16 protein-coding genes are annotated in these 20,784 nt (G+C 63.1%); 14 read left to right on the top strand and 2 right to left on the bottom strand.

Annotation, left to right across the window (positions count from 1 at the left end; all coding sequences use genetic code 11):
• Positions 1 to 130 precede the first annotated feature (130 nt).
• Entirely contained in the window at positions 131 to 1,063 is a 933-nt protein-coding gene (locus BKX96_RS09830; protein WP_077183693.1) for a helix-turn-helix domain-containing protein, read from the top strand.
• On the opposite strand, the gene BKX96_RS09825 is transcribed toward BKX96_RS09830, so the two are convergent.
• Entirely contained in the window at positions 1,060 to 1,641 is a 582-nt protein-coding gene (locus tag BKX96_RS09825) for a helix-turn-helix domain-containing protein (RefSeq protein WP_046819118.1), read from the bottom strand. The two genes, BKX96_RS09830 and BKX96_RS09825, sit on opposite strands and share 4 nt — an antisense overlap.
• A 61-nt stretch (positions 1,642 to 1,702) precedes the next feature.
• Positions 1,703 to 3,664: an oxidoreductase gene (locus BKX96_RS09820; RefSeq protein ID WP_077183691.1), complete on the bottom strand. Its 1,962-nt coding sequence runs from the start codon at positions 3,662 to 3,664 to the stop codon at positions 1,703 to 1,705.
• A gap of 234 nt (positions 3,665 to 3,898) precedes the next feature.
• On the opposite strand from BKX96_RS09820, the gene BKX96_RS09815 reads away from it, so the two are divergent.
• From BKX96_RS09815 to BKX96_RS09755, 13 genes are all read left to right on the top strand, one after another.
• Positions 3,899 to 4,948, top strand: a complete 1,050-nt coding sequence (locus BKX96_RS09815) for an ABC transporter substrate-binding protein (RefSeq protein WP_077183690.1) — start codon at positions 3,899 to 3,901, stop codon at positions 4,946 to 4,948.
• A gap of 77 nt (positions 4,949 to 5,025) precedes the next feature.
• On the top strand, positions 5,026 to 5,817 hold the full coding sequence (locus BKX96_RS09810) for a class II aldolase/adducin family protein (RefSeq protein WP_077183689.1): 792 nt from the start codon (positions 5,026 to 5,028) through the stop codon (positions 5,815 to 5,817).
• A gap of 147 nt (positions 5,818 to 5,964) precedes the next feature.
• Positions 5,965 to 6,612, top strand: a complete 648-nt coding sequence (locus tag BKX96_RS09805; protein WP_046819122.1) for a TetR family transcriptional regulator C-terminal domain-containing protein — start codon at positions 5,965 to 5,967, stop codon at positions 6,610 to 6,612.
• Between the two features lie 74 nt (positions 6,613 to 6,686).
• Positions 6,687 to 7,403: a response regulator gene (locus tag BKX96_RS09800; RefSeq protein WP_077183688.1), complete on the top strand. Its 717-nt coding sequence runs from the start codon at positions 6,687 to 6,689 to the stop codon at positions 7,401 to 7,403.
• Between the two features lie 35 nt (positions 7,404 to 7,438).
• Positions 7,439 to 8,194 (top strand): substrate-binding periplasmic protein, encoded by a 756-nt coding sequence (locus tag BKX96_RS09795; RefSeq protein WP_046819124.1) that lies wholly within the window; start codon positions 7,439 to 7,441, stop codon positions 8,192 to 8,194.
• The gene (locus BKX96_RS09790; RefSeq protein WP_077183686.1) at positions 8,191 to 10,446 is read left to right on the top strand and encodes an ATP-binding protein; all 2,256 of its coding nucleotides are present in this window, start codon (positions 8,191 to 8,193) and stop codon (positions 10,444 to 10,446) included. The genes BKX96_RS09795 and BKX96_RS09790 overlap by 4 nt, the downstream gene beginning before the upstream one ends.
• A 207-nt stretch (positions 10,447 to 10,653) precedes the next feature.
• Entirely contained in the window at positions 10,654 to 12,066 is a 1,413-nt protein-coding gene (locus BKX96_RS09785; protein ID WP_077183684.1) for an amino acid permease, read from the top strand.
• A 335-nt stretch (positions 12,067 to 12,401) separates the two neighbouring features.
• Positions 12,402 to 13,193, top strand: coding sequence for an enoyl-CoA hydratase/isomerase family protein (locus BKX96_RS09780; RefSeq protein WP_077183682.1), 792 nt, complete (start codon positions 12,402 to 12,404; stop codon positions 13,191 to 13,193).
• Positions 13,194 to 13,237: 44 nt separating this feature from the next.
• Complete coding sequence (locus BKX96_RS09775) at positions 13,238 to 14,398, top strand: acyl-CoA dehydrogenase family protein (protein ID WP_077183680.1); 1,161 nt, start codon at positions 13,238 to 13,240, stop codon at positions 14,396 to 14,398.
• A gap of 18 nt (positions 14,399 to 14,416) precedes the next feature.
• A complete protein-coding gene (locus tag BKX96_RS09770; RefSeq protein ID WP_077183678.1) occupies positions 14,417 to 16,516 on the top strand; it encodes an acetate--CoA ligase family protein in 2,100 nt (699 codons plus the stop codon).
• Entirely contained in the window at positions 16,509 to 18,134 is a 1,626-nt protein-coding gene (locus tag BKX96_RS09765; RefSeq protein WP_410454522.1) for a 5-guanidino-2-oxopentanoate decarboxylase, read from the top strand. Before BKX96_RS09770 ends, BKX96_RS09765 begins: the two co-directional genes overlap by 8 nt.
• A gap of 28 nt (positions 18,135 to 18,162) precedes the next feature.
• Positions 18,163 to 19,353 (top strand): pyridoxal phosphate-dependent aminotransferase, encoded by a 1,191-nt coding sequence (locus BKX96_RS09760; RefSeq protein ID WP_077183677.1) that lies wholly within the window; start codon positions 18,163 to 18,165, stop codon positions 19,351 to 19,353.
• The gene (locus BKX96_RS09755) at positions 19,346 to 20,761 is read left to right on the top strand and encodes an aldehyde dehydrogenase family protein (protein WP_077183676.1); all 1,416 of its coding nucleotides are present in this window, start codon (positions 19,346 to 19,348) and stop codon (positions 20,759 to 20,761) included. The genes BKX96_RS09760 and BKX96_RS09755 overlap by 8 nt, the downstream gene beginning before the upstream one ends.
• The last annotated feature ends 23 nt before the right edge of the window (positions 20,762 to 20,784 follow it).

Below are 20,784 nucleotides of genomic sequence, written 5' to 3'. Positions count from 1 at the left end.
AGAAAGTCGATTTCATCTGCAGGACGCTTCCCCTGTAGCGCGTTGACGTCTATCTTGGGCGAGCCTTGCAGTTCCATCTATCCACTTTAAGCAGCACAAAGCGCACCAAAAGAGTGCGTAAGGTCGCCCAATGTCAACGTGCAACTCACTACAGGTTCAAGCATTCAGTACCTTCGAAGTCGCCGAGCAAATCCGCGCTACGCCTGGTTGGGTCCAGCATTACCAACAGATGTCGCCGGGACATTTCGCCGGCCTGGTGCGTTATCTGGATCTACAGGGCGTGGAGATCTACGAGGAGCACATGAACACCCGGGTCGAGCAGAATTTCAGCGCGCCACAAGGTTCGCTGGCGTTCTGTTTCGACCGCAGCGACAACGCGCTGTACGTGTTGAATGGTGAAAGTCGCAACATCTGGATCACCCCGGAGAACTACCAGGAAATCGCCGTGGTGTTCGGCCCGGAGTTCGTCAAGCGCCATGGGCTGGATGTCGCGCGGTTGGAGGGGCTGTTCATGGCGCCGCTCAATTGCCAGCAAAACGGGTTGTTCAGTCGCTGGCTCAGCGCAACCCTGACCCAATTGTCGCAAACCTACGATCCGCCAAGCCGCGAAGCCTTGACCCAGCAGCTGCTGGACGATTGCCTGTTCATCCTCGATAACGCCTGTGTCAGTCTCGACCAGGGCGCACTGCAGCGCCGGGCCGGGGACCGGGCGATCATGAAGCGGGTAGGGGAATGGGCGGCGGACAGCCCGGAAGAACACCTCAATCTGCTGGCATTGTCCCAGGTTGCCGGGGTTTCGCTACGCCAGTTGCAACACACGTTCAAGACCTATACCGGTATGGCGCCAACCCAATGGTTGCGCCTGCGCCGCCTGAACAGCGCCCGGCGCGAACTGCTCAGCCGCACTCACCTGCAAACCACCGTGGCCGAAGTGGCCATGCACTGGTCGTTCTGGCATTTGGGGCGGTTTTCCAGCAGCTATCGTGCGTTGTTCAAGGAACTGCCGAGCGACACCCTCAAGCGTGCCGGTGTTGCTCAAGCAATCGGGCGCGGCCGGCGTTAGAAGGTCGGCGGGGTGATCACCCAGATCACCACCGCATCCACCTCACCCGGGTTGCCGTAGCGGTGCGGTTGCTGGCTGGAAAAACTGAAACTGTCGCCTTCGTTGAGCTGAAAGTAGCGCTCGCCGACCCACAACTCGAAGCTGCCCGACAGTAGATAGCCGGCTTCTTCGCCGTCGTGGCTGTAGCTTTGCTGGCTGTAAGTGCCCGGCGGAAAACGCGAGTGGAGCATTTCGAGCTGGCGGTTGGCTTGCGGGGTCAATAACTGGTCGACGATGCCGTCTTCGTAATGCACGTTCAGGCGACTGTGCTTGCGCACGACAATGCCTTCGTCTTCGGGAGCGGTGACGGCTTCGCTGGCGAAGAACCACTGGATGGTCACGCCGAGGCTGCGGGCAATGTTGAACAGCGCCGGGATCGACGGGTAGGCGAGGTTGCGTTCCAGCTGGCTGATGTAGCCGGCGGTCAGTTCGCTTTGTTGCGCCAACTGCGCCAGGGTCATGCCCCGGCGTTTGCGCAGGCCGCGAATCCGCGTGCCGAGGAAATGCGGTTCGGCCTGGGTCTTGCTGTCATTGCTCATACGAAGTTCCAAACCCCTACAGATAGGGGTCAGTCATTAAAGCCCCGGAGTATAAACAGGCTTAAAGCTCCCACGCGACTTTCAACCCTTCATAAATCGCTTCTTCGGCGGTACGCGGCGCCAGGCAGTCACCGATGCGGCGAAATTCCACCAGGCCTTGCAACGCTGCCCCGAGCGTATCCACCGGTTGATGGCCCTGGCACAGCACCAGCGTATCGATATTTTCCATCAGCATCGGTTCGCCGCTGGCGGTGTGTTGCAAGTAGACCGTGTTGTCGTCGCACCCGTACAAGCGCGCATAAGGCGTAATGGGAACCCCCAGTTTGTGCAACTCGCCAGCCAGTTGATCGCGCACGTACAGCGGCAGGTTCTCCCCGCAGTGGGTGCCGTTGACCGCCAGTTGCACCTGATGACCGGAACGGGTCAGGCGCTCGGCAATGCCGGGGCCGATCCAGTCGCAGCGCCAGTCGACCACCACCACCGAACGGCCGATTTGCACTTCTTCACGCAGCACTTGCCAGGCATCCACCACCTGCAATTCGCCACCGCGTTCGAAGAGCGGCCAATAGGGTTCGGCACCCGTGGCGACGATCACCATGTCCGGTTTTTCCTGCTCCACCAGCGCACGGTCGACCCGCGTATTGCGCACCACGCGTACCCCGGCCAGTTCCATTTCCCGCTGCAGGTTGGTGCTGGCACCGCCGAATTCGCTACGCCGTGGCAGCAGTTGCGCGAGTAACACCTGACCACCCAGTTGCGCGCTGGCTTCGTACAGCGTCACGTCATGGCCGCGTTGGGCGGCGACGGCGGCGGCCTTCATGCCGGCCGGCCCACCGCCGGCGATCATGATGCGTTTGCGTGATTTCGTTGCCTGCCTGTGACCAAAGATCAATTCGCGTCCCGTTTCCGGGTGCTGGATGCAGGAAATCGGCAAGCCCTTGTGGAAGTGCCCGATGCACGCCTGATTGCAGGCAATGCAGGCGCGCACATCTTCGACGTGGCCGGTGTCGGTCTTGTTGGGCATTTGCGGGTCGCAGATCAACGCCCGGGTCATGCCGCACACATCGGCCTGACCCCGGGCCAGAATCAACTCGGCCTCCTGGGGCTGGTTGATGCGCCCGGTGACGAACAAGGGAATGTTCAGGCCAGCCTTGAAGGTCCCGGCCTCCTTGGCCAGGTACGCCGCTTCGATCGCCATCGGCGGCACAATGTGCACGGCACCACCGTGGGATGCCGAAGTACCGGCGACGATGTGCACGTAATCCAGCTGCCCTTGCAGCGATTGTACGGCGGTCAATGATTCGTCTTCGGTCAGCCCTTCAGGATCGCGCTCATCGGCGGAGATACGCAGCCCGATGATGAATTGCTCATCAGTCGCCGCACGCACGGCTTCGATGACTTCACGCAGGAAGCGCAAACGCTGTTCCAGTTCACCGTTGTAGCCATCGGTACGGCGGTTGACCCGAGGGTTGATGAATTGCGCCGGCAGGTAACCGTGACTGGCGACCACTTCCACGCCATCGATGCCGGCCTGGTGCAGGCGTCGGGCAGCAGCGGCATAACCGGCGACGATCTCGTCGATCATCGCCTGGTCCAGCGCCCGCGGCATGACCCGGAAACGCTCGTTGGGCACCGCCGACGCCGAGTAGGCCACTGCCAGCAGGCCATCGCTGGACTCCATGATTTCCCGCCCCGGATGAAACACTTGCGACAGCACCACAGTGCCGTGGGCATGGCAGGTTTGCGCGAGTTTGCGGTAGCCCTCGATGCATTCATCGTCGGTGGCCATCAGCACGTGGGAGGTGTAGCGCGCACTGTCATGCACCCCGGCCACTTGCAGCACGATCAGCCCGACACCGCCTTCGGCGCGCGCCCGGTGATAGGCGATCAGCTGCTCGTTGACCAGGTTGTCGGTGGGCATCGAGGTGTCGTGTCCGCTGGACATGATGCGGTTCTTCAGGCGCTTGCCACGGATCTGCAAGGGTTCGAACAGGTGCGCGAAGGCAGGGGTCGGGCTCGACATGGTGCGGTTACTCCGGGCGGGCTGGCCTGTAGGTGCGAGCTCGCGCCTACAGAGGCATCAACTTTCGTTTTTGTTTGCTCTATAGAAATTTACCGGCAGTAAAAAATCAACTTGTTTTTTTACTATGCCTTGAGTAGTTTCGTGTCGAGCCCGCTCCTGGGGCGAACCTCACCAACAATAAAAAAGGGCCATGCCGACCCCGTAGTCGCCTGGTACCTGCACGAGGAACCATTGATGAAATCGAATACGCTAAAGCACGGTTTTTATCCCTTGGCGTTGATCCTGGCCCTGGGTTTGGGCAGCGCACAGGCAGCATCGGACATGGTGGTGGTCGGTTACGGCGGCGCCGGACAAAAAGCCCAGGACGTGGCGTTCTTCCAGCCTTTTGCCGCCGTGGATCAAAGCAAAGTGATCCAGAGCGAATACAACGGCGAGATGGCGAAGATCAAGGTCATGGTCGACACCGGCAACGTCGACTGGGACGTGGTGCAAATCGAAGGTCCGGACCTGATGCGCGGCTGCGAAGAGGGCATGTATGAACGACTGGACTGGACTCGCCTGGGGCGCACCGAGCAGTTGATCCCCGAGGCTGCGCAGGAATGCGGCTCCGCCGCGCTGGTGTGGAGCGTGGCGATCGCCTACGACACCGACAAACTCGCCCAGCCCCCGACGTCATGGGCGGACTTCTGGGACGTGCAGAAAATCCCTGGCAAGCGCGGTCTGCGCAAGCGCGCGGTGTACAACCTGGAGTTCGCCCTGCTGGCCGACGGGGTCAAGGTCGATGACGTGTACAAGGTGCTCAACACCCCGCAGGGCGTGGATCGGGCGTTTGCCAAACTCACTGAACTCAAGCCCTACATCCAGTGGTGGGAAGCCGGCGCACAACCGCCGCAATGGTTGACCGCCGGCGATGTGGTGATGACTTCGACCTACAGCGGGCGCATTGCCGACGCCGCGCAGAAAGGCAGCCATCTGGCGCTGGTCTGGCCCGGCAGCCTGTACGGCATGGACTACTGGGCGATCATCAAGGGCTCCAGGCACGTCGACCAGGCCAAGCGCTTCATCGCTTTCGCCAACCAGCCGGATGCCCAGGTGAAATACGTCGAGCAGATCCCCTACGGCCCGACCAACATCCAGGCCGCCGCACGGCTCGATGACAAACTGGCGCAGTGGGTGCCCACGGCGCCGCAGAACCTCAAGGGTGCTTTGTCGATGGACGTAGGTTTCTGGGTCGACCATGGCGAAGAACTGGAAGAGCGCTTCAACGCCTGGGCCAGCAAATAAATAGCGAGGATGGCTGGACGTGCCAAAGCGTCCAGTCTTACTGTCTGCCCAGCCGAACAGCCTGGAGAGTCCGAACAATGAACAACATCGCCACTGCGCTGACTGCCCCTGAGCGCAGCGCCACCGAACAGCGGCTGCGTGAAGAACTGGCGGCCTGTTATCGCCTGATTGCGCATTTTCGCATGACCGACCTGATCTTCACCCATATCTCAGTGCGTATTCCGGGGCCCGAGCATCACTTCCTGATCAACCCCTACGGGCTGATGTTCGACGAAATCACCGCGTCCAACCTGGTCAAGATCGATCTCGATGGCCGCGCCGTCGAGCCATCGCCATACCCGGTGAATCCCGCCGGCTTTGTCATTCACAGCGCCATTCATGGCGCGCGTGAAGACGCGCAGTGCGTGCTGCACACCCACACCAAGTCCGGTTGCGCGGTGGCCGCGCTCAAGTGCGGGTTGTTGCCGGTGAATCAGATCTCCATGGAGTTCTACGGTCGCGTTGCCTACCACGACTACGAAGGCGTGGCGCTGGACATGAGCGAGCAGCAACGGCTGGTAGCGGACATCGGCGACAAACCCGTGCTGATGCTGCGCAACCATGGCCTGCTGACCGTCGGCGAAACCGTGAGCCAGGCATTCTTGCGCATGTATTACCTGGAAAAGGCTTGCGAAATCCAGCTGGCGGCGCAAGCGGCTGGCGAGCTGGTGTTGCCGCCGGCCGAGGTGTGCGCGCACACCGAGCGCCAGTTCAACGAACCGGAGCGGGCGCTGGGAGAGGGGGAGCTGAATGATCCGGATGCGATGCAACTGGCGTGGGCGGCGTTGCTGAGATTGCTGGAGCGGGTGGCGCCGGATTATCGGGATTGATCTGGAACCTCGGTTGTTCGGGCTGGCCTCATCGCTGGCAAGCCCGCGATGGGCGCGCTACTGTCCATCTGACAAACGCCTGACTGGAGCCATGCCACCTTCTTGCTGTACAGTCGTTCAACGATCGACAAACCAGGAGCGTCGCCCATGAACCAGGAAGCCCGTTTTTCCCGCATGGAACCGGAGTTGCGCAAGGCCAATCTGATCGAGGCGACGCTGGTGTGCCTCAAGCGCCATGGTTTCCAGGGAGCGTCGATTCGCAAGATTTCTGCTGAGGCCGGAGTGTCGGTGGGGCTGATCAGCCATCACTATTCGGGCAAGGACGAACTGGTGGCCGAGGCGTACATGGCGATCACCGGGCGCGTCATGACCCTGCTGCGCGATGCCATGGAGCAGGCGGCACCCAATGCCCGCGAACGCCTGTCGGCGTTTTTCCGCGGATCGTTCTCCGCCGAATTGCTCGACCCGCAATTGATCGACGCCTGGCTTGCCTTCTGGGGCGCGGTAAAAACCGCCGAGGCGATCAACCAGGCCCACGATCATTCCTATGGCGAGTACCGCGCGATCCTCGGCAAGGTGCTCCGGGAGTTGGCGCAGGAGGAGGGCTGGGAGCACTTCGATGCCGACCTGGCGGCGATCAGCCTCAGCGCACTGCTCGATGGCTTGTGGCTCGAGTCCGGGCTCAATCCGGGGACTTTTACCCCCGAACAGGGCATGCAGATCTGCGAGGCCTGGGTCGACGGTTTGCAGGCCGGTGGCCGCCAGCGGTTTTGCCAGCAGACGAGCAGCTGTTGATCACCCGTTCAGCAGTGGCTACTCTCTGCCGCTGATGCAGTCCCTCTAATAAGAAACAAGCAGGACACCCAGCAATGACTCCTCGGGTACTGATCGTCGATGACGATCCGCTGATTCGCGAACTGTTGCATGCCTACCTGTCCCGGGAAGGCTACGACGTGCATTGCGCCGCCACGGCGGAACTGGCCGAAACCTTCCTGGCCAGCCAGGCGGTCGACCTGGTCATGCTCGATATCCGCCTGCCGGGTAAAGACGGCCTGACCCTGACCCGCGAACTGCGGGTGCGATCGGAAGTCGGCATCATTCTGATCACCGGGCGCAACGACGAAATCGACCGCATCGTCGGGCTTGAATGCGGCGCCGACGATTACGTGATCAAACCCCTCAACCCGCGGGAACTGGTGTCCCGGGCGAAAAACCTGATTCGCCGGGTCCGCCATGCGCAGGCACCACAACCGGTTGCCGCCGTCGCCAAACCGGTCAAACAGTTCGCCGACTGGGCGCTGGACACCGACCGCCGGCGGCTGATCGACCCGGCCGGCAGCGAGACCTTGCTGACCCACGGCGAATACCAGTTGCTCAGCGTGTTCTTGCGCAACAGCGGCCACACCCTCAGCCGCGACCAGTTGATGGACCAGATCCGCAACCGCGAATGGGTGCCCAACGACCGCTCGATCGACGTGCTGGTCGGGCGCCTGCGCCGCAAGTTGCACGACGATCCCGCCGAACCGCAGCTGATCATCACCATCCATGGCGCCGGCTACCTCTTCACTGCCAGCCTGGCGGCGTGACGGCGGTGGGGCGCAGGTTCTGGTGGGTGCTGGTAATGTGGCTGGCTCTGTCGACGACCAGCGCGCAGGCGGCGGAAAAAATCCGCTACTGCGATTACCCGGTGTACCCGCCGATTTCCTGGAGCGACGGCAAACAAGTCCGCGGCCTGGCGCCGAGCGTGGTCAAGCAGTTGTTCGGCCAGCTCGGCTATGAGGTCGAGACCGTGGTGTTGGGCAACTGGAAACGCTGTCTGCTGGACGCCGCCGAAGGCCGTGTCGATGTGGTGCTGGCCTACAGCACTGCGCAACGGGAACAGAGCATGCTGTTTTCCACCGTGCCGGTGCTGCGCGAAGAGGTGGCGTTGTTCGTCAATCGCCAACATCCGGTGAAGTTCGAACACTTGCAGGACCTGGCGCATTACCGTGGCGGCTTGCTGTTTGGCGAAAGCTACGGCGTGGCGTTCGATCGCATGGTCGCGCAGCACAACAACATCGAATGGGTCGCCAGCAGCGGCCAGAACTTCGGCAAGCTGATTCGCGGGCGCATCGATTTCATCACCCAGGAGCGCCGCACCGGCGAGTTGTACGTGGCCAACCTGCCCGGCGCCCAAGACATCGTGGCCTTGCCCAGGGCCCTGAGCGTGGATTACCTGCGGGTCGCCGTTTCCCGCCGTTCGCCGTTGTCCGCGCGCATGCCGCAGATTGATGCGCAATTGCAGCGCATGGTGGAGGCCGGTGATGTCGAACGCCTGCTCAATGAAAGCGAAGTCACCTACCGCGACATGATCAGCCTGCCGGCGGACGCGCAATGATTCGCGCGCGTCCCGGTGGTCTTTTGCGGCGCCTGCTGCTGTTCATCCTGTTGTTCAGCCTGTGCTTTACCGTGTTGGCCAGCAGTGTCCAGTTGTACATCGAGTATCGCCGGGAGATGCGCGAGATCGACTCGCGCATGGAGCTGATCCGCGCCGGTTACCTGGCCAGCCTGGAGCGCAGCCTCTGGGATCTGAACCAGGAGCAGTTGAACGTGCAACTACGTGGCCTGGTGGATTTCTCCGACGTCGCCAGGGTGCATTTGACCGGTCCTGATTTCGACCTGGTGCAAGGCAGTCCCGTACCGGCAGGGCCGTTGCGCATCGAGCGTTTTGCCCTGGATTACCAACCGCCCTCCGGACCGTTGCGCCATCTTGGCGAACTGGAAGTCAGCACCGACCTGGGGGCGGTGTATCAACGCCTGTACGCCACCGGCTTGACCAACCTGTTGTGGATGGCGGTGTTTTTCTGCGGCCTGGCGGTGGCACTGTCGGGCCTTTTTTATCGACTGGTGACCCGCCACCTGAAAGTCATGGCCGAATTTGCCCGGCGTATTGCCGCCGGGCAATGGCACGAGCCGTTGCGCCTGGACAAGCGGCGCAGCGCGCAGAGTGACGAGATCGACACCGTGGCCCATGCCCTCGACGACATGCGCCGGGCGATCCTCAGTGACATCGACCGCCGGGAAACCGACCGCCTGGCCCTGCAGGACAACCGCGATGAATTGCTGCGCAGGGTCGAACGCCGTACCGCCAGCCTGATGCGCGCCAAGGACGAAGCCGAAGCGGCCAACCTCGCCAAATCACGCTTCCTGGCGACCATGAGCCACGAACTGCGTACGCCGCTCAATGGCATTCTGGGCATGGCCGAGTTGCTGCGCGGTGCGCGTCTGGCCCCCCAGGACGGCAAGCGCCTGGATGCGCTGCACAAGGCCGGCGAGGGGCTGCTGACCATCCTCAATGAAGTGCTGTATTTCGCCAAGCTGGAGGAGGGTACCAGCCCCCCTGAGCCAGTGAACTTCTCCATTCGCCAGTTACTCGACGAAGTCCTCACGCTGCTGGAACCCAAGGCCCTGGACAACGACACGATTCTCGAATGCCGGGTGGATCAGCGGGTGGCTGACCATCATCATGGCGCCGAACAATATTTGCGGCAGGTGTTGAGTAACCTGTTGGCCAACGCGATCAAGTTCACGCAAGGCGCAGACGTCAGTGTCGACGTGGCGTTGCTCGCGCAGGCACAAGGTCAAGAAGGACAACACCTGCGGGTGAGTGTCACTGACAACGGCATTGGTATTGCCCCGGTGATGCAGGCGAAGATCTTCGAGCGGTTCACCCAGGCCAGCGAAGAAGTCGCGCAGCGTTATGGCGGCACGGGATTGGGCCTGGCCATCTGTAAACACCTGGTGGAGAAAATGGGCGGCTGCATTGGCGTCAGCAGCGAAGTCGGGCGCGGCAGTTGTTTCTGGTTCGAATTGACGCTGCAGCCGGCCATCGGCGCCGTTGCCCCGGTGCCTACCTCTGTGCCGGGGCCGGCACTCGACATCCTGGTGGTCGAGGATGTGGCGCTCAACCGCGAAGTGGCCGAGGGCCTGCTGCAACGGGATGGGCATCGAGTGTGGCTGGCCATCGATGCGGAACAGGCGTTGGTGTCATGCGCGGCGCGGACCTTCGATCTGATCTTGCTGGATGTGCACCTGCCGGGGATGAGTGGCGTGCAGTTGTGCCAACAGATCCGCGGCAACGACGGACTGAACCGCCAGACGCGCATCCTGGCCCTGACCGCCAGCGTGCAGCCAGCGCTGGTAAGCGGTTATCTGGATGCCGGCATGGACGGCGTACTGGCCAAACCCTTGAAGCTGGAAAACCTGCGGCAGGTGCTGGCGGGGCAGGCCGTCGAGTCGCCGGCAGGTGACGAATCGATGGACTGGCCACTGCTGCAAACCCATCGCACCTTGCTCGGCGAACAGAAAGTACAGGGATTGCTGGCCGTGCTGCACGATTCGATCCTGCAACATCGCGAGGCACTGAACGAGGCCATCGAGGCCGACGATTGCACCGAGGTTGCACAGCTTGCCCACCGTTTGGCTGGCAGCGGCGATTCCCTTGGGTTTCGTGCATTGGCCCAGGTGTTGCGCGCGTTGGAGGTGGCGGCGCTGGGCAATGACCAAACGGCAATTCGTGCACTGGTGCCCACTGTCGAAGCGCAACTGCAATGTTCGATGCAGACCCTCAACGGCCTGTTGCAGCGCTGACGTACATATTTGTTACGACTTTCTACAACTTCGATCTTTACGTACAACGCGACCTTACATGGCTTTCCAATAATCGACGCAACCGCCGCAGCGCGGTCTTCGAAGCTTATTGGAGATAATAATAATGAATTGCCGTAAAGCGCCTTCCTCCCTGCGTCGTGACGTCCTGTCCTGCGATGCCCGTGCCACCGACTCGAGGTGCCGGGCATGAGCGAAACCACTGATCGTAAAGGCATCCAGCTGACCCGCGCGCTGAAAAGCCGGCACATTTTCATGCTGTCCCTGGGCGGCGTGATCGGCACTGGGCTGTTCATGGGCTCCGGCGTGACCATCAACCAGGGCGGGCCGGTGGGCGCGATCCTGGCCTACCTGGTCGCCGGTTTCCTGATGTACCTGGTGATGGTCTGCCTCGGTGAACTGTCGGTGCAGATGCCGGTGTCCGGTTCGTTCCAGACCCATGCCACCCAATTCATCGGCCCGGCCACCGGATTCATGATCGGCTGGGTGTACTGGATGAGCTGGGCCACCACCGTGGGCCTGGAATTCACCGCCGCCGGGATGCTGATGACCCGCTGGTTCCCGACGGTGCCGATCTGGTACTGGTCGGCGCTGTTCGTGGTGGTGCTGTTCGGCCTCAACGCGCTGGCGACCCGTGCCTTCGGTGAAGCGGAATACTGGTTCTCCGGGATCAAGGTGGCGGCGATTCTTGGTTTCATCGTGGTCGGCGTGCTGGTGATCTTCGGCGTGATGCCGCTGAGCAACGGCGCACCGGCACCGATGATGGACAACCTGATCGGTGATTCGCTGTTCCCCAATGGTTTGTCTGCGGTGTTCGCGGTAATGATGACTGTGGTCTATGCCTTCCAGGGCTGCGAGATCATGGGCGTGGCGGCAGGCGAAACCGATCAGCCGGAAAAAAGCATTCCCCGCGCCGTGCGCAACGTGGTGTTTCGCGTGTTGATCTTCTACGTGCTGGCCATCGTCGTCTTGTCGGCCATCGTGCCGTGGCAGCAGGCGGGGTTGATGGAAAGTCCGTTCGTGCAGGTGTTCGACATGGTCGGCATTCCCTACGCCGCCGACCTGATGAACTTCGTGATCCTCACGGCCATCCTGTCGGTGGGCAACTCCGGCCTGTATGCCTCGACGCGCATCCTCTGGGCCATGTCGAAAACCGGCATGGCGCCGAAAAGTCTTTCGTCCTTGAGCAAGCGAGGCGTGCCGTTGCGCGCCCTGTGCATCACCCTGTGTTTTGCCCTGGTGTCGCTGATGACCAGCTTCGTCGCCGCCGACACTTTGTTCATGGTGCTGATGGCAGTGAGCGGGATGTCGGGCACCGTGACCTGGATTGTCATCGCCCTGGCCCAGTACAAGTTCCGCAAGGCCTACCTGCGCGACGGCGGCCAACTCAGCGACCTCAAATACCGCGCGCCGTGGTTCCCGGTGTTGCCGCTGATGTGCATCACGCTGTGCTGCTCGCTGTTCGTGTTCCTGGCACTGGATGAAACCCAGCGGCCGTCGCTGTACTGGGGCTTTGGCTTCATTGCGTTGTGTTATGGCGCGTACTTCCTGATCCATCGCAAGCGCGGGGCGGTGCTGGCGCCGAGCCTGCCGACTACCTGATCCCTTGAATTAATAAACATTTCCTGTGGGAGCGAGCCTGCTCGCGAAAGCGGTGTATCAGTCAACAGAGATGTTGAATGGGACGCCCTCTTCGCGAGCAGGCTCGCTCCCACCGTTGTTTCTGCGGTGTGCGTGTAGGCAGTTGTTCGAAGTTGTAACAACGGCATCGGCCCAATCCCGCCAATCACTAAATAAGCTAGTAAAAACAATATGTTAAGTACTTTTCAGGCCTGTTACAGCTTACTACGCCAGCAATTGCCGCCTTACTGAACACTCGTTTAGTATGACCTCAAGTCGCATCACCTCAGACCAATCACAATAATTCGAGGACTCGCATGACTACTCACGATTCTCTGCTCAGTCAGGTCGAAGCCGGCGTTGCCCGGATCACCCTCAATCGCACGGCCCAGCGCAATGCGCTGGACATTCCGACCCTGAAAAACCTGCACACCTTGCTCGACACCTTCAATGCCGATCCCGCGGTGCGTGTGGTGGTATTGACCGGCAGCGGTCGCAGTTTCTGCGCCGGCGCCGACCTGGCGGAATGGGCCGAAGCCGAAGCCCGTGGTGCACTGGAAACCTACGGCTGGACTGAAACCGCCCACGCCCTGATGACCCGCCTGCACAGCCTGGAAAAACCGACCATTGCCGCCATCAACGGCACTGCAGTCGGGGCCGGGATGGACCTGACCCTGTGCTGCGACCTGCGCATCGCCGGGCAATCGGCACGCTTCAAGGCCGGCTACACCAGCATGGCCTATTCCCCGGACGCCGGCGCCAGTTGGCACCTGCCACGGCTGATCGGCACTGAACAAGCCAAGCGCCTGCTGTTCCTCGACGAATTGTGGGGGGCTGACCGCGCCCTGGCCGCTGGCCTGGTGGGTGAAGTCTGCGCCGACGATCAACTGCAGGGCGTCGCCGGCGAGCTCGCCGCACGCCTGGCCGCCGGGCCGACCTTTGCCTTTGCCCAAACCAAAAAACTCATGCGCGAAGGCGCCGAGCGCAGCCTGCCTGCGCAACTGCAGGCGGAGCTGGCCGCCGGCCTGTTGTGCGGGCGCAGCGAAGACGGCACCGAAGCCCTGCGCGCCGCCATGGAAAAACGCCCGGCACGCTTTATCGGTCGCTAATCCTCGGCACACCTCTCATTGCACACGAACAACAGGTAGCACCCATGAATTTCCAACTGACCCAAGAACAAGAAATGTTGGTGGACTCGGTACGCAGCTTCGTCGAGAAGGAACTGCTGCCCTATGAAACCGAGGTCGACCGCGCCGACGAAGTCTCCCCGGAGCTGGCCGCGCAGATCCGCGGCAAGGCGATCGCCGCCGGTTTCTACGCCTTCAATATGCCAGAGGAGGTGGGCGGTGGTGGCCTGGACTACCTGTCCCAGGCCCTGATCGAACGGGAGCTGTCCAAGGTCTCCTGGGCGCTGCACGTGTTTGTCGCGCGGCCGTCGAAAATTCTCATGGCCTGCACTGGCGAGCAGATCAACGACTACCTGTTGCCGTGCATCCAGGGCGAGAAAATCGACTGCTTCGCCCTGACCGAACCGGGCGCCGGCTCCGACGCCAACGCAATCAAGACCCGCGCCGTGCGCGAGGGCGACGACTTCGTACTGAACGGCAGCAAGCACTTCATCAGCCACGCCGGCCACGCCGATTTCGCCATCGTCTTCGCCGTCACCGACACCTACGAACACAACGGTAAAAAGCGTAACGCCGTGACCTCGTTCCTGGTCGACCGCAACACCCCGGGCATGACCATCCGCCGCGGTCCCAAGTGCGTGAGCAACCGCGGTTACCACACCTTCGAAATGTTCTTCGACGACTGCCGTGTGCCGGCCAATAAAGTGCTCGGCGAAGTCGGCAAGGGTTGGGACGTGGCCAACGCCTGGCTCACCGCCGGCCGGGTCATGGTCGCCGCCAATTGCGTGGGCCAGGCGCAACGGGCGCTGGACGTGTCGCTGCAGTGGGCGGCGGACCGCAAACAGTTCGGCCAGGCCATCGGCAATTTCCAGGGTGTGTCGTTCAAGCTGGCCGACATGGCCACGCAAATCCGCGCCGCCGAACTGCTGACTTTGCACACCGCCTGGAAAATGGACCAGGGCACCATGACCGACGGCGAGGCCGGCATGGCCAAGCTGTTCGCCAGTGAAGTGCTCGGTCGCGCGGCCGACGAGGCGGTGCAGATTTTTGGTGGCATGGGCCTGATGGACGAAAGCCCGGTGGAGCGCATTTGGCGCAATGCGCGGATCGAACGGGTCTGGGAAGGCACCTCGGAAATCCAGCGGCACATCATTTCCCGCGAACTGCTGCGGCCGCTGTTGCGCTGATCGCCCCGGAGAATACCCATGTCCCAGACGATACGTGACAACCTCAAGCGCATGCTCGCGCCCCGGCATGTAGCCTTTGTCGGTGGCCGCAGCATGGCCCGCGCCCTCAAGCGCTGCGCCGAGGGCGGCTACCCAGGCCAGATGTGGCTGGTCAACCCGCAGCATGACAGCCTCGAAGGCGTGCCTTGCGTGCGCAACATTGCCGACCTGCCGTGCGGGCCTGATGCGGTGTTCATTGCGACCAACCGCGACCTGACCCTGGCCTGCGTGGCCGAACTCGCCGCCATCGGTACCGGCGGCGCGATCTGCTACGCCTCCGGTTTCGCCGAAACCGGCGCCGAAGGCCAGGCTCTGCAACAGCGACTGCTGGAAGCGGCGGGCGACATGGCCTTGCTCGGCCCCAACTGCTACGGCCTGCTCGACTACCTGCACAGCAGCGCGCTGTGGCCGGTGGCCCACGGTGGCAAAGCGGTGGAGAAGGGCGTCGCGGTGCTGACCCAAAGCGGCAACTTCGCCTACAACCTGTCCATGAGCGACCGCTCGCTGCCGGTGGCCTACATGGCCTCGGTCGGCAATCAGGCGCAACTGGGCGTGGCGGAACTGATGGACGTGCTGCTCGATGAGCCACGCGTCACCGCCATCGGCCTGCATCTGGAAGGCCTGAAGAACGTCCCGGGATTCGCCCGCGCCGCGCACAAGGCGCTGGAGAAGGGCATTCCAGTGATCGCCCTGAAAACCGGCGTGTCGCAGATCGGTGCCGAACTGGCCCTCAGTCACACCAGTTCACTGTCCGGTTCCGATGCGCTGTACGACGCGCTGTTCGATCGCCTCGGGGTGATCCGGGTCAGCGGCCCGGTGAGCTTTGTCGAAACCCTCAAAGCGGCAGCCTGCGGCAACCTGCCGGCGGGCAACAGCCTGATCGCACTGGCCTGTTCGGGCGGCGATGCCGGCCTGATCGCCGACTACGCCGAGCGCAATGATTTGAGTCTGCCCAAGCTCGACGCCGGCCAAGTCGGCGAATTGGCCAAGGTGCTGCCGAGCTACGCCAACCTGGTCAACCCGTTGGATTTCACCACCGCCATCTGGGGCGACGGCGAAGCCTTGAACCGTATGCTCGACAGCGCGCTGCGCACCGAAGCCGATGCGGCGATGCTGGTACTGGATTATCCGGCTGAGTTTACCGGCGAGCGCAAGGAGTGCGACCTGCTGCTGGACCTGTACTGCAAGGCGCTGGCGCGGCACGGCAAGACCGGCTTTGTCACCTCGGCATTCCCGGAGTTGTTGCCGGCCCACGCCCGCGAGCACTTGCATGCCCAAGGAGTGGCGGCATTGCAAGGCGTGGAAGATGGCCTGGCTGCCTGGGGCCGCATCGCCGCTTATCAGCGCAACCGTCAGGCGTTGCTCGCGCTGGGCGAATCGGCCCTGGTGCCGTTCTGCCCGCAGGCGCTGGAAGGCGAAGGTCGGTTGCTCAATGAATGGGATTCGAAACAGGCGTTGCGCATGTTTGGTCTACCGACACCCAATGGAGTATTGAGCAGCCCGGATAACGCGCTCAAGGAAGCCCAAGCACTGGGTTTTCCGCTGGTATTGAAAGCCGTGAGCGAACAGTTGCCGCACAAGACCGAAGCCGGTGCCGTGGCCCTGAACCTCAAGGACGGCGCCGCACTGAGCGCTGCCCTGGACAATATGCGGGCGAACATTGCCGCCTACGCGCCGGGCGTGCCATTCGATCAGGTGCTGCTGGAGCCGATGGCCAAGCCGCCGCTGGCGGAGCTGATCGTCGGCATCAAGCGCGAAAACGATTTTGGCCTGGCGCTGGTGATTGGCGCGGGCGGGATCCTGGTGGAGTTGCTCAAGGACAGCCGCAGCCTGTTGCTGCCGACCACCGACGGCGCGATTCGCCAAGCGGTGCTGAGCCTGCGCAGCGCGCCGTTGCTGCAAGGTTTTCGCGGGCGCGAGGTGGCAGACCTGGACGCGCTGGTGGCGGCCATCCGCGCCGTGGCCGACTACGCCTGCGAAAACGCCGCGCAGTTGCTCGAACTCGATGTGAACCCATTGTTGGTCGGCGCCCTTGGCACGACCGCGGTCGATGCGTTGATTCGCATCGCTCATGCGTGAGGACCTGAACATGCAAGACCAACCCTTGACCGGTGGCCAGGCGCTGGTGCGCCTGCTGGCCAACTACGGCGTCGACACCGTGTTCGGCATTCCCGGCGTGCACACCCTTGAGCTGTATCGCGGCCTGCCCGGCAGCGGCATCCGCCACGTGCTGACCCGTCATGAGCAGGGCGCCAGTTTCATGGCCGACGGCTATGCCCGGGTCAGTGGCAAACCCGGGGTGTGCTTCGTCATCACCGGCCCCGGCGTGACCAACGCCGCCACCGGTATCGGCCAGGCTTACGCCGACTCGATTCCGATGCTGGTGATTTCCAGCGTCAACCAGACGGCCAGCCTCGGCAAGGGCTGGGGCATCCTCCACGAGTGCCAGGACCAGCGCGCCATGACCGCGCCGATCACCGCGTTCTCTGCCGTCGCATTGACCGCTGAAGACCTGCCGGAACTGATTGCCCGCGCCTATGCGGTGTTCGACAGCGAGCGTCCTCGCCCGGTGCACATTTCGGTGCCGCTGGACGTGCTGTCGGCGCCGGTCGCTCGCGACTGGAGCAATGAGGTGGTGCGTCGTCCGGGGCGTGGTCCTGCATCCGCCGCTGCACTGGATCAAGCCGTGGCCAGGCTCAACGGCGCAAAACGTCCGATGATCATCGCCGGTGGTGGCGCATTGAATGCGGCGAAAGAACTCAATGAACTGAGCACCCGACTGGCGGCGCCGCTGTTCACCAGCGTCGCCGGCAAGGGGCTGCTGCCACCCGAGGCGCCGCTCAATGCCGGTTCATCCCTGTGCGTAGAACCGGGCTGGAACCTGATCGCCGAAGCCGACGTGGTGCTGGCAGTGGGTACCGAAATGGCCGACACCGACTACTGGCGCGAACGCCTGCCGCTCAACGCCGAGCTGCTGCGGGTGGATATTGATTCGCGCAAATTCAACGATTTCTACCCCTGTGCGGTAGCTCTGCAAGGTGACGCACAGCAAACCCTCAGGGGGATCGTGGAGCGTCTGCCGAACGATATACGCGATGCCAGCGCTGCAGTTGCCTCGGTCGCCGCATTGCGCGAAGCGGTCAAGGCCAGCCACGGCGCTTTGCAGTCGATCCATCAAGCCATCCTTGATCGCATCGCTGCCGAACTGCCGCCAAACGCGTTCATCAGCACCGACATGACCCAGCTGGCCTACACCGGCAACTACGCCTTCGACAGCGCCGCCACCCGCAGTTGGTTGCACCCGACCGGCTACGGCACCTTGGGCTACGGCTTGCCGGCCGGCATCGGCGCCAAGTTCGGCGCGCCGCAACGGCCGGGCCTGGTGCTGGTGGGCGATGGCGGGTTCCTCTACACCGCGCAGGAACTGGCCACCGCGGTCGAGGAATTGGACAGCCCCCTGGTGGTGCTGCTGTGGAACAACGATGCCCTGGGGCAGATCCGTGACGACATGCTCGGCCTGGACATCGAGCCGATCGGCGTGCTGCCGCGCAATCCGGATTTCGCCGCCCTTGGCCGAGCCTTCGGTTGCACCGTGACTCAGCCGCAGAACCTCGCCGAACTGCAAACCGACCTGCGCCTGGGCTTCAAGCGCAACGGCGTCACCCTGATCGAACTCAAGCACGCCTGCGTTCGCTGAGGTTCAACTTTTTAGAGGGAGTAGGGCCATGCGCTTTTCCGATCTGACCCAACGTATCGCCGGTGACGGTGCCGCCGCCTGGGATATTCACTACCGCGCACTGGCGATGCGAGAGCAGGGCGAAGACATCCTGCTGCTGTCCGTGGGCGACCCCGATTTCGACACGCCACAACCCATCGTCCAAGGCGCCATCGACAGCCTCCTGGCCGGCAACACCCATTACGCCGAGGTGCGCGGCAAGCGCGCCTTGCGCGAAGCCATCGCCCGGCGCCATCAGCAACGCAGCGGCCAGGTCGTTTCGGCCGATGAGGTCACGGTGCTTGCCGGGGCGCAGTGCGCGCTGTTCTGCGTGGCCCAGTGCGTGCTCAATCCGGGCGATGAAGTGATAGTCGCCGAGCCGATGTACGTCACCTACGAGGCGGTGTTCGGCGCATGTGGCGCCAAGGTGGTGCCGGTGCCGGTGCGTTCCGAGAACGGTTTTCGGGTACTGCCCGAAGACGTCGCCGCGCGCATCACCCCGCGTACCCGCGCACTGGCGCTGAACAGTCCGCACAACCCGTCAGGTGCAAGCCTGCCGCGCAGCACCTGGCATGCCCTGGCGGAACTGTGCATCGCCCATGACCTGTGGCTGATTTCCGACGAGGTCTACAGCGAGCTGCTGTTCGAGGGCGAGCACGTCAGCCCGGCGAGCCTGCCGGGCATGGCCGAGCGCACCGCGACCCTCAACAGCCTGTCGAAATCCCATGCCATGACCGGTTGGCGTGTCGGTTGGGTGGTGGCGTCGCCGTCCCTGACCGCGCACCTGGAAAACCTCGCGCTGTGCATGCTCTACGGCTCCCCGGACTTCATCCAGGACGCCGCGGTGGTGGCGCTGCAAAGCAACCTGCCGGAACTGGAGGCCATGCGCGAAGCCTATCGCCAGCGCCGCGACCTGGTGTGCGAGAGCCTGGCCGATTGTCCCGGCGTGCGCGCCCTGAAACCCGACGGCGGGATGTTCGTGATGGTCGATATCCGCGAAACCGGGCTCAGCGCCCAGGCATTCGCCGATCGCCTGCTCGATCGCCACGGTGTGTCGGTGCTGGCCGGTGAAGCTTTCGGACCGAGTGCGGCCGGGCACATTCGCCTCGGCCTGGTGGTTGGCGCTGAACCGCTTCGCGATGCCTGCCAGCGCATCGCCCGTTGTGCCCATGAACTGATGGAGGCTCAGCCGCATGCTTAACCACAAGGCACTGTTTATCGATGGACGCTGGTCAACCCCATCGGGCCAGGGCATCGCCGAGGTGATCAACCCGGCCACCGAGGAAGTGGCCGGCAGCGTGCCGCTGGGCGATGAACGCGATGTCGACAAGGCCGTGGCCGCTGCCCGCAGGGCCTTTGGCCCGTGGTCGCGGACGCCGTCGAGCGTGCGTGCCGGCTACATCCGCGCACTGGCCGAACAACTGCGCGCCCGCGCCGATGAAATGGCCGCGGTGATCACCACTGAACTGGGGATGCCGGTGCAGTGGTGCCGCTCGGTGCAGGTGGACGGGCCGATCATTGGCCTTGAGCAGTACGTCGAACTCGCCGGCCTGATGGACGAAGTGCGCGAGGTCGGCAACTCGCTGGTGATTCGCGAGGCGGTGGGCGTCTGTGCGTTCATCAATCCGTGGAATTACCCGCTGCACCAGTTGATCGGCAAACTCGCGCCGGCCCTGGCCGCCGGGTGCACGGTGGTGGTCAAGCCAAGCCAGGAAACGCCGCTGCACGCCTTTTTACTGGCGCAGATGATCGAGGCCATCGGCCTGCCGGCCGGGGTGTTCAACCTGGTCAGCGGACCCGGTTCGAAAGTCGGCGAAGCGTTGGCCAAACACCCGGACGTGGACATGGTGTCGTTCACCGGTTCCACCGGCGCCGGGGTGCGGGTCGCGCAAGCGGCGGCGCCTTCGGTCAAGCGCGTGTGCCTGGAACTGGGCGGAAAGTCGCCGCTGCTGATCGCCGAGGACGCCGACCTGGCCGCTGCGGTGCGTTATGGCGTGCAGGACGTGATGATCAACTCCGGCCAGACCTGCACGGCGCTGACCCGCATGCTGCTGCCGGCCAGCCGCTATGCCGAAGCGGTGGAACTGGCGCTGGCCGAAACCCTGGGCCTGAAGCTGGGCGACCCCCTCGACCCGCAAAGTTTCCTCGGGCCCATGTGTTCGGCCGGGCAGCGCCGCACCGTGCTCGATTACATCAAGGTCGGCCAGCAGGAAGGCGCACGGTTGCTGTGCGGTGGCGATTCGGCCGCGGCGTTCGAACGGGGTTATTACGTCAGCCCGACGCTGTTTGCCGACGTCGACAACCGCATGCGCATCGCCCAGGAAGAAATCTTCGGCCCGGTGTTGTGCCTGATCCCCTATGTCGATGAGGCGCAGGCGATCCAGCTGGCCAATGACTCACCGTTCGGCCTGTCCAGCGGCGTCTGGGCCGGCAATGCCGAGCGCGCCCTGCAATTGGGCCGACAACTGCGGGCGGGCCAGTGTTTTGTAAACGGCGCGGCATTCAATTACCAGGTGCCGTTCGGCGGCTACAAACAATCGGGCAACGGACGTGAATGGGGGGAAGAGGGGCTCAATGAGTTCGTCGAAGTGAAGGCGATCCAGGTGTGACTGTTGGCGATTCAAAGGTTGTG

It is taken from the genome of Pseudomonas putida, from assembly GCF_001976065.1.
GTDB lineage: Bacteria > Pseudomonadota > Gammaproteobacteria > Pseudomonadales > Pseudomonadaceae > Aquipseudomonas > Aquipseudomonas serbica.
Note: the sequence above shows the minus strand (reverse complement) of the source record. Positions and strands in the feature narration are given on the sequence as shown.